The 16,923-nt window shown below is 70.3% G+C and carries 15 protein-coding genes; 8 read left to right on the top strand and 7 right to left on the bottom strand.

The genetic code is table 11. The features are described 5' to 3' along the window. Positions 1-65 precede the first annotated feature (65 nt). Positions 66-857 carry an SCO2525 family SAM-dependent methyltransferase gene (locus OG331_RS33325; RefSeq protein ID WP_406203034.1) on the bottom strand — a complete coding sequence of 264 codons (792 nt, stop codon included), beginning with the start codon at positions 855-857 and terminating at the stop codon, positions 66-68. 180 nt (positions 858-1,037) lie between these two features. Here OG331_RS33325 and OG331_RS33320 point away from each other — a divergent pair, with 180 nt between their 5' ends. Together OG331_RS33320 and OG331_RS33315 are read left to right on the top strand one after the other, a co-directional pair. Next, entirely contained in the window at positions 1,038-1,565 is a 528-nt protein-coding gene (locus OG331_RS33320) for a GNAT family N-acetyltransferase (protein ID WP_406203032.1), read from the top strand. Positions 1,566-1,673: 108 nt separating this feature from the next. After that, positions 1,674-3,155 (top strand): alpha/beta hydrolase, encoded by a 1,482-nt coding sequence (locus tag OG331_RS33315; protein WP_406203030.1) that lies wholly within the window; start codon positions 1,674-1,676, stop codon positions 3,153-3,155. A 1-nt stretch (position 3,156) separates the two neighbouring features. Here OG331_RS33315 and OG331_RS33310 read toward each other — a convergent pair whose 3' ends face one another. Then, positions 3,157-3,591: a VOC family protein gene (locus tag OG331_RS33310; protein WP_406203028.1), complete on the bottom strand. Its 435-nt coding sequence runs from the start codon at positions 3,589-3,591 to the stop codon at positions 3,157-3,159. 12 nt (positions 3,592-3,603) lie between these two features. After that, positions 3,604-4,764, bottom strand: a complete 1,161-nt coding sequence (locus tag OG331_RS33305) for an abortive phage infection protein (protein ID WP_406203026.1) — start codon at positions 4,762-4,764, stop codon at positions 3,604-3,606. Positions 4,765-4,917: 153 nt separating this feature from the next. On the opposite strand from OG331_RS33305, the gene bla reads away from it, so the two are divergent. Next, on the top strand, positions 4,918-5,799 hold the full coding sequence (bla, locus tag OG331_RS33300; RefSeq protein WP_406203024.1) for a class A beta-lactamase: 882 nt from the start codon (positions 4,918-4,920) through the stop codon (positions 5,797-5,799). Between the two features lie 63 nt (positions 5,800-5,862). On the opposite strand, the gene OG331_RS33295 is transcribed toward bla, so the two are convergent. From OG331_RS33295 to OG331_RS33280, 4 genes are all read right to left on the bottom strand, one after another. Next, the gene (locus tag OG331_RS33295) at positions 5,863-6,279 is read right to left on the bottom strand and encodes a helix-turn-helix transcriptional regulator (protein WP_406210443.1); all 417 of its coding nucleotides are present in this window, start codon (positions 6,277-6,279) and stop codon (positions 5,863-5,865) included. A gap of 123 nt (positions 6,280-6,402) precedes the next feature. Next, on the bottom strand, positions 6,403-8,766 hold the full coding sequence (locus tag OG331_RS33290; protein WP_406203022.1) for an ATP-binding cassette domain-containing protein: 2,364 nt from the start codon (positions 8,764-8,766) through the stop codon (positions 6,403-6,405). A gap of 79 nt (positions 8,767-8,845) precedes the next feature. Next, on the bottom strand, positions 8,846-9,256 hold the full coding sequence (locus OG331_RS33285; RefSeq protein ID WP_362382413.1) for a VOC family protein: 411 nt from the start codon (positions 9,254-9,256) through the stop codon (positions 8,846-8,848). 98 nt (positions 9,257-9,354) lie between these two features. After that, positions 9,355-10,089: a FadR/GntR family transcriptional regulator gene (locus OG331_RS33280; protein ID WP_406203020.1), complete on the bottom strand. Its 735-nt coding sequence runs from the start codon at positions 10,087-10,089 to the stop codon at positions 9,355-9,357. A gap of 248 nt (positions 10,090-10,337) precedes the next feature. Here OG331_RS33280 and OG331_RS33275 point away from each other — a divergent pair, with 248 nt between their 5' ends. The 5 genes from OG331_RS33275 to OG331_RS33255 are packed head-to-tail and all read left to right on the top strand — an operon-like array spanning position 10,338 to position 16,872. Then, positions 10,338-11,966 carry an ABC transporter substrate-binding protein gene (locus OG331_RS33275; protein WP_406203018.1) on the top strand — a complete coding sequence of 543 codons (1,629 nt, stop codon included), beginning with the start codon at positions 10,338-10,340 and terminating at the stop codon, positions 11,964-11,966. A gap of 10 nt (positions 11,967-11,976) precedes the next feature. Further along, the gene (locus tag OG331_RS33270) at positions 11,977-12,936 is read left to right on the top strand and encodes an ABC transporter permease (protein ID WP_406203016.1); all 960 of its coding nucleotides are present in this window, start codon (positions 11,977-11,979) and stop codon (positions 12,934-12,936) included. Further along, the gene (locus OG331_RS33265) at positions 12,933-14,921 is read left to right on the top strand and encodes a dipeptide/oligopeptide/nickel ABC transporter permease/ATP-binding protein (RefSeq protein ID WP_406203014.1); all 1,989 of its coding nucleotides are present in this window, start codon (positions 12,933-12,935) and stop codon (positions 14,919-14,921) included. Before OG331_RS33270 ends, OG331_RS33265 begins: the two co-directional genes overlap by 4 nt. Further along, positions 14,918-15,937, top strand: coding sequence for an oligopeptide/dipeptide ABC transporter ATP-binding protein (locus OG331_RS33260; RefSeq protein WP_406203012.1), 1,020 nt, complete (start codon positions 14,918-14,920; stop codon positions 15,935-15,937). Before OG331_RS33265 ends, OG331_RS33260 begins: the two co-directional genes overlap by 4 nt. Beyond that, positions 15,937-16,872 carry a dihydrodipicolinate synthase family protein gene (locus tag OG331_RS33255; protein ID WP_406210440.1) on the top strand — a complete coding sequence of 312 codons (936 nt, stop codon included), beginning with the start codon at positions 15,937-15,939 and terminating at the stop codon, positions 16,870-16,872. The genes OG331_RS33260 and OG331_RS33255 overlap by 1 nt, the downstream gene beginning before the upstream one ends. Positions 16,873-16,923: the final 51 nt, after the last annotated feature.

The following is a 16,923-nucleotide window of genomic DNA, read 5'->3' as shown; positions in this document are numbered from 1 at the left end:
CCCTCACACAGACCGCACTGCCATCACTAGAGGAATATCGCTGTGCTGTTGTGAAGCTCCACCGATCAGCCGATCGGAATGAGCGCGTCCGAATTTCGCCAGCCGTAGGCGACGATCATTCCCGAATATCCGTCGCGCACCTCGGCCGCGGATTCGAGCCGCTGAACCTTGAAGTCGCCCGCGAATGCCTCAAGGCTCGCGCGCACCTCGGATTCTCCCACGTCACAGGCCGGGAAGAAATGCTCACCGGCGTGATAGCCCCTGGAATGTTCCATGAAGGCGGCCGCGAAGGGGGCGCCGGGGGCCAGGGCCCGCATGAAACGCTCGACGCCGAGCGAGAACTCCTGGTGGGACGTGGTCATCGACTCGGCGACGAAGAACATGGTCCCCATGGACCACTTGCGCTCGTACCGCGCCAGGTCGAAGAGGTCGCCCTGCTCCACGGAGACGACCTTGCGGAATCTCTCACGCGGGTCCGCGCCAAGGGAGTTGTACGCCTCGTGCTCGCACAGGGCCTCCCAGAACTGGTCCCAGTTCCGGTCGTAGGACTCGGCCTGGCGGGAGAGGTACCGGACGTTGGACGGCGAGCGCTCGAAGAGGGTGATCTCCTCGCACCACGGCATCATGGCGAGTGCGGGATAGAGATTGGCGCCGGCGCCTACGTCGATACCGGAAACCGGGCCGAAGCCCTGCTTCCGGAAATGATCGCCGAAATGATCCCGGATCATGTGCAGGATCTCCGCGTCCTCTGCCTGTAAGTCGCGGTAGTTGTGATCAACGTAGGCGATCGGGTCGAACGCCGCCCAGCGCACATCCTTGTTCTTCAACTGGACGTCCCCCGACGATCTCTGGGTCATTCACTCACGGTACCAAAAGAAGGCGCACTGGGAGCGCGTCGAGGCATAAGCATCACGCACTCTTGAACCACGGGATTGCCCTGCTCAAGATGGGCGGATCTCGAACCGAGCGCCTGAAACGGCAGGCAACGGGTGCTCACCCGCATGAGTGACTCCAATCCATCACATAGGGGGCAGTCGATGGCCATGCCGGAGGAACGTTTCCCTGTTCTGGGCCGCCGCTCCGACCAGGCGCTCTTCGCCGGCAGCAGCGATCGGCCACTGACGACACGAGGAGTCACCGAGGCGGACCTGCCCGAGCTCCTGCGGGTGGACCGGGAGGTGTTCCCCGAGGAGCCGTACCCCTACTTCGTACTGCGCCAGCACTTCGACGTCCACGGCGACCGCATCCTCGTCCTCGATGACGGGGACTGCCTGCACGGCTACGTCCTCTTCGTCACCACCTCGGACGGCTATGTCTGCTGGGTCCTGAGCCTGGCCGTCAGCGCCGACCAGCGCGGCCGGGGGCTGGGCAAACGGCTGATGCTGGAGGTGCTGCGGCAGTTGCGCCGGGAGCGGGTGCACGAGGTGCGGCTGACCGTGGAGCCGGCGAACGCGGCGGCGATCATGCTGTACCGGACCCTGGGGTTCGCGGCCGAGGGCGGGGTGCGCAGGGAATATCTGGGGCCCGGGGAGGACCGGCTCATCATGGTGCTGGGGCTGGCCTAGTGGTCGTATGGGGGTAATCCCCAGGGAAGGTGCGGGTGGTAATCCCCAGGAAAGATACGGGAGTTGCCCGGATGTCACGCTCCGTGAAGGTCCATCAGGCTGCTGGGCATGAAGCAGATCGCGAAGAGTGCCGCCCTGATCGCAGCCGCCTCCGGAGTCGTCTTCGGGCTCGTCACCCCCCTGACCGCGTCCGCCGCCGGCTCGCCCGCGCCGCTGGAGTGGACCAAGTGCGAGGGCGAGGGGCTCGATCCGCGCCAGCAGTGCGCGACCCTCGCCGTCCCGATGGACTACGCCGACCCGGGCGGCCCGAAGATCGACATCGCCGTCTCCCGTATCCGGAGCGAGAACCCGGCCGCCCGCCGGGGAGCACTGCTGATGATCCCCGGCGGGCCCGGCGGGGACAGCCTCGGCCACCCTTCGGACAAGGGGAAGCTGATGCCGCAGGAGGTGCGGGACGCCTACGACCTGATCGGGTTCGCGCCGCGCGGCAACGCGCCGTCCACCCCGGTCAGTTGTGACGCCGACGACGCCGACCTGGCCGTGGACAGGCGGCTGCCCTGGCCCGCCCCCGACGGCTCCGTCACCGAGAACCTGGCGATGGCCCGGCGCCTGGGCGACGCCTGCGCCCGCAACGGCGGCGAGCTGATCAAGCACATCAGCACGCTCAACAACGCCCGGGACGTCGACAGCATCCGGGCCGCCCTCGGCGAGCGCAAGCTGTCCGCCTGGGGCGTCTCCTACGGCACCTACATCGGCGCCGCCTACACCGAGCTGTTCCCGCAGCGCACCGACCGGATCGTGCTGGACAGCAGCGACAACCCCGACCCCGTGGCGGCGGAGCGCGCCTGGCTCCGGGCGTTCGAGGTGGGCGTCGAGGACAACTTCCCCGAGTTCGCCAAGTGGGCGTCCCGGCCCGGCAACCCGGACCGCGTCGCCACCACCCCGGCCAAGGTGCGCTCGCGCTTCCTCGCCCTCGCCGCCCGCCTGGACCGCGAACCGCTCCCCTGGCCCGGCGCCGAACCGGCGGAGCTGAGCGGCAACGTGCTGCGGGCGACCATGCTGAACAGCCTCTACGACCCCGACGACTACGGGGTTCTGGCGAAGCTGATGCTGGCCGCGCAGAAGGGCACGCTGCCGCCGGCGCCGCCGAGCCCACCTCAGGCGGCGCTGCAGAACTACATGGCGGTCGGCGCCGGGACGATCTGCAACGACGCCGCGTGGCCCAAGTCGCCGGCCGTGTACGAGAAGGGCGTGGCCGAGAGCCGGGCGAAGTACCCGCTCACCGCGGGCATGCCGCGCAACGCCCTGCCGTGCACCGCGTGGCCGTGGCAGCCGAGGGAGGCACCGCTGCGGGTGACGGACCGCGGGCCGTCCAACGTCCTGATGCTCCAGAACGAACGGGACGTGGCCACGCCGCTGAGCGGCGCCCTGAAGCTGCGGGAGGCCTACGGCCGGCGGGCCGTCATGGTGGTCAACGACTCCACCGGCCATGACGCCTACCTGAACAACGGCACCGCGTGCGGTGACGCCGCCGTCTCCCGCTACCTGGTGACGGGCGAGCGTCCGGCCCGGGACACGTACTGCAAGTAGGTCAGCGTTCGGTGAGGGGGGCCGGGGACTCCTGGACCGCCCAGCCGTTGCCGTCGGGGTCCTCGAAGAAGAGGAAGGAGGTCCAGCTCTCCTCGCCCCGGCCCTCCGCCCAGCCGGACGCGCCGACATGCGTCACCGGGCTCACGTCGATCCCGCGCTCCACCAGCTCCGCCCTTGCCGCCTCGATGTCCGTGACGCAGAGCTGAAGGCCCTGGAGCGAGCCGGGCGCCATCCGGGGCCGGCCCGGGGCGTCCAGCATTCCGGCCTCCAGCACGATGGAGCAGCGGGAACCCGGCGGGGTGAGCTGGACGAAGCGGGCGCCGTTGTAGAACGGCGCGTCGATGTCGACGCGGAAACCGCACTTGTCCTTGTAGAAGCTCTTGGCCCGGTCCAGGTCCGTGACCGGCACACCGATCAGCTCAAGGGTCCAGTCCATGCACGCACCTCCTCAGCCATGGTCACCCCGCCGGCCGGCCCCCGCCCGCCGGCCGTACTGCCGGGCCACCGCGTGGAACGCCTCCTTCGGTTCCCAGTGCCAGTTGGAGGACGGGTCGTCGGGGCGGTCCTTGATGGCCTTGGTGATGCCGTAGCTCGCCAGGTCGAGGTCGTAGCGCGGGTTGTCGGGGCGGTGCGGGGCGTCCGCGGTGACGAACTCGAAGGCCATCGCCGCGTACAGGCCCATCGACTCGAAGACCTCCAGCAGCTCGACCAGGTAGGCGGCCTGGGTGCGCTCGCTGCGCACCGGGTCGCCCTTGATCTCGTTGGGCTCCTTCGTGTAGTCGACGATGTCCCAGCCCATGCCGGCCGTCTCGGGCGCCCCGACGTACGCGCACGTGCCGAACTCGGTGATGGCCAGGGGCTTGCCCCAGCGCAGATGGCGGCGCAACTCGCAGACGTAGTCGGCCGGTTGAGGGAAGAACGAGTAGTAGTCGATGCCGACGACGTCGAAGAGGTTCCAGTCGACCGGTTCGAACTCCTCGTCCTGGGCGGCGGCGTAGCTGAGGCGGCCGTGGAAGACCGAGCGGCCGACGTCCGCGGCCTTCGCGGTGAAGCGGGCCAGGCGGCGCTGCATCCTCGCCATGTCGACGTTGCCCTTCCGGAGGTTGTCGACGCGCTCCAGGACCGTAGCGCCGGGGATGATCCCCGGCACGAACAGCCAGAACTCGCAGCCCACGCTGAAGTCGACGCTCGCGCCCTGCCGGCGCAGCAGCTCCGCGAACCGGCCGCACTCGGCGATGCCGTCCAGGATCTCCCGCTCCGGCACATCGCCGAGGGTCGGCTGGAGCCAGACGTGCAGCCCGCGTTCGGCGGCCTCGGCGGCCGTGGCGGTGAGGCGCTCGACGCCGTCGCCGGTGACGTCGATGGTGTCGGCGTGCAGGTCGTCGCGGATCACCCGGACGTCCCCGCGCATCCGGGCGGCGCTCCACGCGGTGCCGGGTGTCTCGCCGGCGCCGACGGTGTAGACGACGCCCCGGTGCTTCAGTCCGCGGTGCCCGTGCCCTCGCCCGGTCGCCGCTGCCGGCCCGGCGGGCAGTACCGCCCCCGCCAGCCCGACGGCCGCCGCCCCGGCCAGAAACCGTGCCCTGCTGATCCCCTTGGTGTTCTCCATACGGCCACTGTGGCGAGCGCGGGCCGGGCGCGCCGTCGGCCGATGGTCTACGGCGTCGCAACCAAGGGATGACGGACGGCGTCGATCATTGAAGAGATCGTCGACGACCCACGAGCGAAGGAGAGCACGATCCGAGTCTCCGCCAACTCCCCGATGCCCCGACGCACCCTCCTCACGGCCGGCACCGCCGCCACCGCGGCCGCCCTGCTCGCGAGCACCCCCGCGCACGCCACCGGCGGCACCGACGTGACCGGCCGCCTGCGCGCGCTGGAGCGGCAACACGGCGCCCGCCTGGGCGTGTTCGCGCACAACCTCGCCACCAGGCGGACCGTCCGGCACCGCGCCGACGAGCTCTTCCCGATGTGCTCGGTGTTCAAGACCCTGTCGTCCGCGGCCGTCGTGCGCGACCTCGACCGCGACGGCGAGTTCCTGCGCCACCGCATCCACTACACGGAGGCCGACCTGCCGAAGGAGGGCTCCGACAAGACCAGGGAGAACCTCGCCACGGGCATGACGGTCGCCGAACTGTGCGAGGTCGCCATCACCTACAGCGACAACGGCGCCGCCAATCTCCTGCTGCGCGAACTCGGCGGCCCCACCGCCGTCACCCGCTTCGCCCGCTCCCTCGGCGACCCGGTGACGCGCCTCGACCGCTGGGAGCCGGAGCTGAACTCGGCCGAGCCGTGGCGGGTCACGGACACCACGAGCCCCCGCGCGATCGGCCGGACCTACGCCCGCCTGGTCCTCGACGACGACGCCCTGAACCGCGCCGACCGCGAGCTCCTCACGCACTGGCTGCTGAGCAACACGACCAGCGGCAAACGCTTCCGCGCGGGTCTGCCCCCGACCTGGACGATCGCGGACAAGACGGGGTCGGGTTCCTACGGCACCACCAACAACGTCGGCCTCGCCTGGACCCCCGACGGCACCCCGCTCGTCCTCGCCGTCCTGTCCACGAAGCCCGCCCAGGACGCCGCGTGGGACGACGCCCTGGTGGCCGAGTCGGCCAGGCTGCTGGCGGAGGCGCTCACCTGAGTCGCCGCGTTTGTCCGGCTGACGGGCCGGGGGCGCCGCACCGGGTGCGGCGCCCCCGGCCCGTCACGATGCCTGCGGCTCGCCGACCGGCGCCCTGCCGGCGACCGCCGCCGCCCGGCTGAACGGCACTTCCCGGTTCCGCAGCGGCCTGGTCACCTGTTTCGCCACGCACGACGGAATCCCCGCCGTCTCGTCCGCCGCCTGCCGCCGGTAGGCGCTGGGCGTCATGCCGACCAGCTCCGTGAAGCGCGTGCTGAAGGTGCCCAGCGACGAACAGCCGACCGCGAAGCACACCTCGGTGACACTGAGGTCGCCGCGGCGCAGCAACGCCATCGCGCGCTCGATCCGCCGCGTCATCAGGTAGCCGTACGGGGACTCGCCATAGGCGAGCTTGAACTCGCGGCTGAGGTGCCCGGCCGACATGTGCACGCCGCGCGCGAGCGCCTCGACGTCCAGCGGCTGGGCGTACTCCCGGTCCATCCGGTCACGGACCCGGCGCAGCAGCGCGAGGTTCCGCAGCCGCTGTTCCTCGGACGTCGAGTTCGATCGCACACCCACATTCTCGCGGGCCAGGTCCCGGCCCGTCCAGAAGCACATCGCGGGTCAGCCGCCGACGTAGGCCGCGAGGTGCTCGCCCGTGAGGGTCGAGCCGTCGGCGACGAGGTCGGCGGGGGTGCCCTCGAAGACGATCCGGCCACCGTCGTGACCGGCGCCGGGGCCGAGGTCGATGATCCAGTCGGCGTGGGCCATGACGGCCTGGTGGTGCTCGATGACGATGACCGACTTGCCGGAGTCGACGAGCCGGTCGAGCAGGCCGAGCAGTTGCTGGACGTCGGCGAGGTGGAGGCCGGTGGTCGGCTCGTCGAGGACGTAGACGCCGCCCTTGTCCCCCATGTGCGTGGCCAGCTTCAGCCGCTGCCGCTCACCGCCGGACAGCGTGGTCAGCGGCTGGCCGAGGGTGAGGTAGCCGAGACCGACGTCCGCCATCCGCTCGACGATCTTGTGCGCGGCGGGGATCCGCGCCTCGCCCGCGCGGAAGAACTCCTCGGCCTCGGTCACCGACATCGCGAGCACCTCGCTGATGTCCCGGCCGCCGAGGTTGTACTCCAGCACCGACGCGTCGAACCGCTTGCCCTCGCAGTCCTCGCAGGTGGTGGCGACGCTCTGCATGATCGCCAGGTCGGTGTAGATGACACCGGCGCCGTTGCAGGTGGGACAGGCGCCCTCGGAGTTGGCGCTGAACAGGGCCGGCTTCACACCGTTGGCCTTGGCGAAGGCCTTGCGGATCGGGTCGGCCAGGCCGGTGTACGTCGCCGGGTTGCTGCGCCTGGAGCCGCGGATCGGGGTCTGGTCGACCGACACCACGCCCTCGTCGGAGGGGATCGAGCCGTGCACGAGCGAACTCTTGCCGGAGCCGGCGACGCCGGTGACGACGGTCAGCACGCCGAGCGGGATGTCGACGTCGACGTCCTGGAGGTTGTTCGCCCCGGCGCCGCGGATCGCGAGCGTGCCGGTGGCCTTGCGGACGGTGTCCTTCAGGGTGGCCCGGTCGTCGAGGTGCCGCCCGGTGACGGTGTCGCTCTTGCGCAGCCCCGCCAGCGTGCCCTCGAAGCACACGGTGCCGCCTGCCGTGCCGGCGCCGGGGCCGAGGTCGACGACGTGGTCGGCGATGGCGATGGTCTCCGGCTTGTGCTCGACGACGAGCACGGTGTTGCCCTTGTCCCGCAGCCGCAGGAGCAGGTTGTTCATGCGCTGGATGTCGTGCGGGTGCAGGCCGATGGTGGGCTCGTCGAAGACGTACGTGACGTCGGTGAGCGAGGAGCCGAGGTGGCGGATCATCTTGGTGCGCTGCGCCTCGCCGCCGGAGAGGGTGCCGGAGGCGCGGTCGAGTGAGAGGTAGCCGAGGCCGATCTCCACGAAGGAGTCCAGCGTGTGCCGGAGCTTGGCGAGCAGCGGCGCCACCGACGGCTCCTTCAGCCCGCGGGCCCATTCGGCCAGGTCACGGATCTCCATGGCGCAGGCGTCGGCGATGTTGATCTTGCCGATCTTCGAGGAGCGGGCCAGCTCGCTGAGCCGGGTGCCGTCGCAGTCGGGACAGCGAGCGAAGGTGACCGCCCGGTCCACGAAGGCCCGGATGTGCGGCTGCATCGACTCGCGGTCCTTGGACAGGAAGGTCTTCTGGAGCTTCGGGATCAGCCCTTCGTAGGTGAGGTTGACCCCGTTGATCTTGACCTTGGTCGGCTCGCGGTAGAGGAAGTCGTGCCGCTCCTTCTTGGTGTACTTCCGGATCGGCTTCTCCTTGTCGAAGAATCCAGACTCGGCGATGACCCGGACCACCCAGCCGTCCCCGGTGTAGGTGGGGATGGTGAAGGGGTCCTCGGAGAGCGACTTCGAGTCGTCGAACAGCTGCGTGAGGTCGATGTCGGAGACCTTGCCCCGGCCCTCGCAGTGCGTGCACATGCCGCCCGTGCGGCTGAAGCTGACCTTCTCGGTCTTCGTCTTGTCGGCACCCCGGTCGATGGTGAACCCGCCGCTCGCGGAGACCGAGGCGACGTTGAAGGAGTACGCGGCGGGCGGGCCGATGTGCGGTTCGCCGAGCCGGCTGAAGAGGATGCGCAGCATCGCGTTGGCGTCGGTGGCGGTGCCGACGGTGGAGCGGGGGTCGGAGCCCATGCGCTGCTGGTCCACGGTGATCGCGGTGGTCAGTCCGTCGAGGACGTCGACCTCGGGCCTCGCGTTGTTGGGCATGAAGCCCTGGAGGAACGCGCTGTAGGTCTCGTTGATCAGCCGCTGCGACTCGGCGGCGATCGTGTCGAACACCAGCGAGCTCTTGCCGGAGCCGGAGACGCCGGTGAACACCGTCAGGCGGCGCTTCGGGATCTCGATGCTGACGTCCTTGAGGTTGTTCTCGCGCGCTCCGTGCACGCGGATCAGGTCGTGGCTGTCGGCAACGTGCGGCTCGGTCATCGTGAAGGCTCCATCTGCAACTCGGTCGGGAACGCTGCCGGCAAGGGCGGGGGTGAGGGCGGGCTGGACGGGCTGGACCTCAGCCCCGCTCCTGGATACGGATCAGGTTGCCCGCCGGGTCGCGGAACGCGCAGTCGCGGATGCCGTACGGCTGGTCGGTCGGCTCCTGGACGACCTCTGCGCCGCTGGCCTGCACCTTCTCGAACGTGTCGTCGACGTTCGCGGTGGCCAGCAGGATCCAGCCGTAGGTGCCCTTGGCCATCATCTCGGCGATCACGCGGCGCTCGTCCTCGGTGATCCCGGGGTCGGCGGTGGGGGGTGCGAGGAGGATGGAGGTGCCGGGCTGGCCGGCGGGGCCGACCGTGATCCAGCGCATCTTGTCCTGACCGACGTCGGTACGGACCTCGAAGCCGAGCGCGTCGCGGTAGAAGGCGAGGGAGGCCTCGGGGTCGTCGTGCGGGAGAAAACTGGCGTGAATGCTGATGTCCATGGCGGTCACGCTAGCCGCGCACGGTTGCGGGCGCTTCTCGATTCCTGACCGGTCAGGATGATTTTCATCGAGCCCGGCATTCCGGCCCGTCCGGCGTTTCAGCCGGCCTCCCGCGACTCCTGCCCCGCCCTCGCCGCGATCCCCCGGAAATGGACCGCCATCGCCCGCTGCGCCCCCTCCACATCACGGGCCCGCAGCGCCGTCACGATGTCCCGGTGCCGGCCGGCCGTGAGGCCGGGCGAGGGATCGTCGGGCCGGCCCCGGGCGCCGGACACCCGCCGGAACACCGTCCAGAACGCGGCCAGCAGCTGCGGCACGAGGTCATTGCCGAGAGGCGCGTACAGCAGCTCATGGAATTCGCGGTCGAGGTCGGGAAAGGCCCGCCCCGCCCGCCCGGCCGCCTCCATCCGCCCCACGACCGCCTCCAGCCGATCCAGCTCGGCCTCCGTCACCGTCGCCGCGACCCGCCGGATAAGCCCCTCCTCCAGCACCTCCCGCACCTGAAGGATCTCGGCCAGCGCCCCCGAGTCGTCGTGGTCGTGCCGGGCGAGCGTGCGGAACGTCAGCCCGTCGATCAGCGGAGTGAGCGAGGCCTGGCCGACATACGTCCCGTAGCCGTGCCGGATCTCCACGATGTCGAGGGCCTGGAGCGCCTTGAGCGCCTCACGGACGGAGTTGCGGCTGACGCCGAGGTCCTCCATCAGCTCCGCCTCCGTGGGCAGCAGCGCGCCCGCCTGGAGCCTGCGGTCGATGATCAGCTGCATGACCTGCCGCTGGATCCGGCTGTTCCTGGACTCCTCGGACGTACGGCTGTTCCTGGGCTGCCCGGGCATGCGGCGCATGGTACGCGCACCCGGACGTCCCACGTCCCATGTCTGCACGAACGGCTCCTGACGGGGGGTCAACTCGCGCCATTTCACAGCGCCATTGGTCCGACCTGTGGCAGATGCGCCATTCGTGTGAGATCCCTTGACCGCCCCCATCACCCCACCTATGGTCGCGCTGACCGTCAGGACGTAGGACGTCGTATCTCCTCACACCATCCATCGCCGGAGCACACCACCCCACCGCTGGAGGACCCGTGCGCGACGTGACCCACGACGTGCCGGCGCTGCACCGCCGGTCGTTCCTGAAGTACACCGGCGCGCTGAGCGCGGCCGCCGCCGTCTCCGCGTCGCTGTCGGCCTGTTCGTCGGGGCCCCAGTCCACGAACGAGACCGGCGGGGGCGGTGGCCGGAACCGGACGCTGACGGCGGTCATCGGCTACGGCAACGACGGCAGCTGGGACCCCACCCAGACCGCCTCCGCCTTCTGCATGGCCGCCAACAACCACATCTACGAGGGGCTGCTGGACACCGACCCGATCTCGCGGGAGCCGTACGCCGCGCTCGCGACCCAGGTGCCGGCCGACCCGAACGCCACGACCTGGAAGTTCACCCTGCGCGCGGGCGCGAAGTTCCACGACGGCAAGCCGGTCACGGCCGACGACGTGGTCTTCGTCTTCGACCGGATCCTCGACCCGAAGACCCAGACCCTCGCCAAGGGCTTCTTCGCGAGCTGGCTGAAGGAAGTCCGCAAGATCGACGCGCAGAACGTCGAGCTCGTCCTCAAGTTCCCCTTCCCGGACGGGATTTCGCGGCTCACCCTGGCCAAGATCATGCCGAAGCACGTCTTCTCCCAGCCGGGCGGCTGGGAGGACGCCATCGCGGGCAAGGCGATCGGCTCTGGGCCGTACCGGCAGACCGCGCACCACCCGAAGTCCAACACCACCTTCGAGGCGTATCCGGACTACAACGGCCCGCGCAAGGCGACCTTCAAGAAGATGAACTGGCTGACGATCGTGGACGCGGCACCGCGCGTGGCCAGGATCTCCGGCGCCAGTGCGGGTGCGCAGATCGCCGACAACATCCCGTACGCCAACATCGGGCAGTTGGAGGGCGGCGGGCTGACGGTGGCGGGCGGCGCCGGGATGAACAACCTCTTCCTGATGTTCAACACCAAGCACAAGCCCTTCGACGACGTACGCGTCCGCCAGGCGCTGCACTACGCCATCGACACCGGGAAGATGATCGAGGTCGCCCTCAAGGGGCACGGGAAGCCGGCGTCGTCCTTCCTCAACGAGGCCAACCCCAGCTACCGGCGCGCGAAGAGCGTCTACGACCACGACCCCGACAAGGCGAAGGCGCTGCTGAAGGAGGCCGGGGTCAGCGGGCTGAAGATCGAGATCCTGGCCGTCAACGTGAGCTGGATCGTCGACTGTCTGCCGACCATCAAGGCGTCCTGGGACGCGATCGGCGTCAAGACCACCCTCTCCCCGCAGGAGACGACGGCCGTCTTCACCAAGATGGACCAGAAGCAGGACTACCAGGTGGTCGCCGCCGCCTCGAACCCCAACCAGTTCGGCCTCGACGCCGACCTGATCATGCACTACAACTACGGCCCCGAGAACCTGTGGATGCAGTACACGCGGTGGGCCGACAACTCGATCGCCAAGGCGCTCTTCAAGGACATGGACCGGGCGACCCGGGAGCCGGACGCCGAGAAGAAGAAGACGATCGTGCAGGACTACATCGACGTCGTCGCCGAGCAGGCCGTGCTCTACCCGGTCGTCCACAACGAGCTGATGACGGCATGGAACGCCAAGCAGCTCACCGGGATAAGGGCACAGCCGTACCCCGGTATCAACCTCCTCCAGGCCAAGTGGGCCTAGGAGCCCTTCTGTGATCACCGTCGTAAGGATCCTGGCCCGCCGCGTCGTGCTGCTCGTGCCGCTGATGCTGGGCATCGTGCTGTTCGTGTTCCTGGTCATGCGGTTCTCGGACGTCGACCCGGCGTCCGCGTTCTTCCAGGGCGCGAACCCCACCGCCCGGCAACTGCACGACTTCCGCGAGGAGAACGGCCTGCTGGACCCCCTCCCCGTCCGCTACGTCGCCTTCATCGGCGACCTGCTCCACGGCGACATGGGCATCAGCGCCCTGACCCGGGCCCCGGTCGTCGACCAGGTCATGACCGCGCTGCCGCTGACCCTCCAGCTCACCTTCCTGGGCCTCGGCATCGCGGTCGTCCTGTCCCTGGCCGGCGGCGTGACGGCCGCCATCTACCGCGACCGACTCCCCGACCAGATCATCCGGGTCGTCTCCCTCACCGGTGTCGCCGCCCCCGGCTTCTGGCTGGCGCTGCTGATGATCCAGTACCTGGCCGTCGACCTCGGCTGGTTCCCGACCGGCGGCTACATCAACCCGGCGGACTCCTTCACGGGCTGGCTCAAGACCATGACCCTCCCGGCGCTCGCCCTCTCGCTGCCGGTGGCGGCGCAGCTGACGCGGATCGTGCGGACGTCGGTCGTGGAGGAACTCGACAAGGACTACGTCCGCACGGCGATCGGCAGCGGGCTGCCGCCGCGGGTGGTCGTCGGGCGCAACGTCCTGCGCAACGCGCTCATCAACCCGCTGACCGTCCTAGGTCTGCGCGTCGGCTACCTGCTGGGCGGCGCGGTCGTCATCGAGACGATCTTCTCCCTCCCCGGCATGGGGAAGCTGATGATCGACGCGGTGAAGAACGGTGACCCGGCCGTCGTCCAGGGCGTCGTCCTGACCACGGCGACCGGCTTCGTGGTCGTCAACCTCGTCATCGACATCCTGTACCTGCTGGTCAACCCGCGCCTGCGGGAGGCGACATGACGTTCAACCGCAAGCGTCTCGCCGAGGCGCTGTCCCGGCCCGGCATCCGGCTGCGCGGCTGGCGCCGGCTGCCGCTGCTGTCGAAGGTCGCCGTCTGCTTCCTGGCGGTGGTGGTCCTGACCGCCCTGCTCGCCCCGCTCCTCGCCCCGCACGACCCGCTCGACCAGCAGCCGCCGATCGACGGCACCGGGCATCCGTCCGCGGAACACTGGATGGGCCAGGACAGCCTCGGCCGGGACATCCTCAGCCGGCTGATGTACGGCGCCCGCTGGTCGCTTGCGATCGGGCTCGGCGCGACCGGGCTCGCGCTTGTCGTCGGTGCCCTGATCGGCGCGATCGCGGCGACCTCACGCAAGGCGGTCGACGAGACGCTGATGCGCTGCCTGGACGTGGTGATGGCGTTCCCGGGCATCGCGCTGGCCGCCGTGCTCGTCGCCGTCTTCGGCGGCGGGATCACCGTCCTGATCTGCGCGATCGCGTTCCTCTTCACGCCGCCCGTGGCCCGAGTCGTTCGGGCGAACGTCCTCGACCAGTACGGCGAGGACTATGTGACGGCGGAACGGGTCATCGGCGCCCGCACCCCGCACATCGTCATCAAGCACGTGGCGATCAACTGCGCCGCCCCGGTGCTGGTGTTCTGCACGGTCCAGGTGGCGGAGGCGATCGTCTTCGAGGCGTCGCTGTCCTTCATCGGCGCCGGCGTCCGTCCCCCCGACCCCTCCTGGGGCAGCGTCATCGCGGACGGCAAGAACATGGTGCTCACCGGCGGCTGGTGGGCGACCGTCTTCCCCGGCCTGCTGATGCTGGTGACGGTGCTCTCCCTGAACATCCTCTCCGAGGGCGTCTCGGACGCGTGGGCGGCGCCCTCGGCCCGCGAGGTCGACGTACACAAACACGACGACCGCCTCGAAGCGCCGGAACCGGGCAGCGGTGAGGTGCTGCAGCTGCCGGGGCTGACGGAGGCCGCGGCGCGGCTGCGGGCACGGGCGCGGCCGTTGCCCCAGGGGCAGTTGCCGGTGCTCGCGGTGGAGCACCTGGCGATCGGGTTCGAGGGCCGGCACGGCGGCGTGGACATCGTCGACGGCATCAGCTTCGAGGTGCAGCCGGGTGAGGTGCTGGGGCTGGTCGGCGAGTCGGGCTGCGGCAAGTCGCTCACCGCCCTCGCGGTGATGGGCCTGGAGCCGAAGGGCGCCCGGGTGCGCGGCCATGTCCGGTTCAACCAGCGGCAGTTGGTGGGCGAGCCGATGCGGGTGCGCCGCAAGCTGCTGGGCCACGAGATGGCGATGATCTACCAGGACGCCCTGTCGTCCCTGAACCCGGCGATGACGATCCGCTCCCAGCTCAAGCAGGTCGTACGCCGCGGAGGTCACCGCAGCCCCCACGAACTCCTGGGGCTGGTCGGCCTCGACCCCGACCGCACCCTGCGCAGCTACCCGCACGAACTCTCCGGTGGCCAGCGCCAGCGCGTCCTGATCGCCATGGCCCTGTCCCGCGACCCCAAACTGATCGTCGCCGACGAGCCGACGACCGCGCTGGACGTCACCGTGCAGGCGCAGATCATAGAGCTGCTGCTGAGGCTGCGGGAGGAACTGGACTTCGCCCTGATCCTCGTCTCGCACGACCTCGCACTGATCGCGGACGTCACCGACCGGGTGGTCGTGATGTACGGCGGCCAGATCGTGGAGACCGGCGTGACCGCCGACCTGGTGGAGGCACCGGCGCACCACTACACGCGGGGCCTGCTCGGCAGTGTGCTGTCGCTGGAGTCGGCACAGGAACGGATGACGCAGATCAAGGGCGTCGTCCCCTCCCCCGCCGACTTCCCGGCGGGCTGCCGGTTCGCGGACCGCTGTCCGCTGGCGAGCGAGGTGTGCCGGACGACACCGCCCGACCTGGTGGGAACACCGACCCATACGGCGGCCTGCCATCACCCGGCGATCGTGCTGGCGCCGACAGACCGCTCCGAAAGCGGGGTCGTCCAGTGAACGCGCTGGTGGAGCTCTCGGCCGCGCACGTCGTGCACAAGGCGCGCAGCGGCGGGCTGTTCACCCGGGACAAGGTGTACGCCCTGACCGGCGCCGATCTCGTCATCGCGCCCGGCGAGACGGTGGGCGTGGTCGGCGAGTCGGGGTGCGGCAAGTCGACGCTGGCGAAGGTGCTGGTGGGGGTGCAGCGCCCGACGTCGGGCACGGTGTCCCTGCGGGGACGCGACCTGTGGACGATGTCACCGGCCGAACGCAGGACGGCGGTGGGCGCCGGCACCGGGATGATCTTCCAGGACCCGTCGACGGCGCTGAACAGGCGCCTGACGGTCCGGCAGATCCTGCGGGACCCGCTGGACGTCCACGACCGCGGCACGAGGAGCGAACGCGAGGACCGGGTCAGGGAGCTGATGTCCCTGGTCGGCCTCCCGCGCGCCCTGACGGACGCCCTTCCCGGCCAGCTCTCCGGCGGCCAGCGCCAACGCGTGGCCATCGCCCGCGCCCTGGCCCTGGACCCCGACCTCGTGGTGGCGGACGAGCCGACGAGCGCGCTGGACGTGTCGGTGCGGGCGCAGATCCTGAACCTCCTCCTCGACCTGAAGGAACGGCTGGGCCTCGCCCTGGTCTTCGTCTCGCACGACATCCAGACGGTACGCCGGATGAGCGACCGCGTGATCACGATGTACCTGGGCCGGATCGTCGAGGAGGCACCGGCGACCGGCGTCACCGACGGCTCCCGGCACCCGTACACCCGTGCCCTCTTCTCGGCGACCCCCGGCCTGCTCGACCCCATCGACCCGATCCCGCTGGTCGGCCCGGTCCCCTCCGCGACGCGTCCGCCGAGCGGGTGCCCCTTCCGCACGCGATGCTGGAAGGCGGACGAGGTGTGCGCCGAGGCGATGCCGGACTTCTCGGCCACGTCAACGCCCGAGCACCGTTACAGGTGCCACCATCCGGTGGAGGAGGGCGAGGCCACGCGCGACCTCGTACGACAGAGCCACAGTTCCAGGGAGCCTTGATCATGATCCCCACCCCGCTCACCGGTGTCATCCCGCCCGTCTGCACGCCCCTGACACCGGACCGCGAGGTGGACGTCCCGTCCCTGCTCAGGCTGGTCGACCACCTGGTGGAGGCCGGGGTGCACGGCCTGTTCGTGCTCGGCTCGACGTCGGAGGCGGCGTATCTGACGGACGGGCAGCGGCGGGTGGTGGTCGAGGCGGTGGCCGGGCACGTAGGGGGCCGGCTCCCGGTGCTGGCCGGAGTGATCGACATGACCACGCCTCGGGTTCTGGACCACGTACGCGAGGTCACGCGGGCGGGTGCGGACGCGGTGGTCGCCACGGCGCCCTTCTACGCCCGGACCCACCCCGCCGAGATCGCCCGTCACTACCGCCTGATCGCCGCCGCGTGCCCCGTCCCCGTGGTGGCGTACGACCTCCCGGCCGCCGTCCACGTCAAACTCCCGGCCGAGGTGATCCTCGACCTGGCAGCCGAGGGCGCCCTGTCCGGCCTGAAGGACTCCAGCGGCGACCTCGCCGCCTTCCGCGAGGTCGTCATCGGCGCCCGCACCCGGTCCGACATCACCGGCTTCAGCGTCCTGACCGGCTCCGAGCTCATCGCCGACGCCGCGCTGGCGGTGGGGGCGGACGGGGCGGTGCCGGGGCTCGCGAACGTCGACCCGCGGGGGTACGTCCGCCTTTTCGAGCTGTGCCGGGCCGGGGACCGGGAGCTGGCTCGGGCCGAGCAGGAGCGGTTGTGCGGGCTGTTCGGGATGGTGACCGTCGGGGATCCCGGGCGGATGGGGGGTTCGTCGTCGGCGTTGGGGGCGTTCAAGGCGGCGTTGCATCTGCGCGGGGTGATCGACTGCGCGGCCACGGCGGAGCCGCAGGTGGCGTTGTCGACGGAGGAGGTTGAGCGGGTGGGGAAGTTTTTGGCGGGAGCGGGGTTGCTGTAGGGGGGTGTTTCGCCCCCGCCCAGGGGGCTCCGCCCCCTGGGCCCGCTCCTC

It is taken from the genome of Streptomyces sp. NBC_01017 (genome assembly GCF_045162795.1).
GTDB classification, from domain to species: Bacteria; Actinomycetota; Actinomycetes; order Streptomycetales; family Streptomycetaceae; genus Streptomyces; species Streptomyces machairae.
This window is presented reverse-complemented; position numbering and strand designations above follow the sequence as displayed.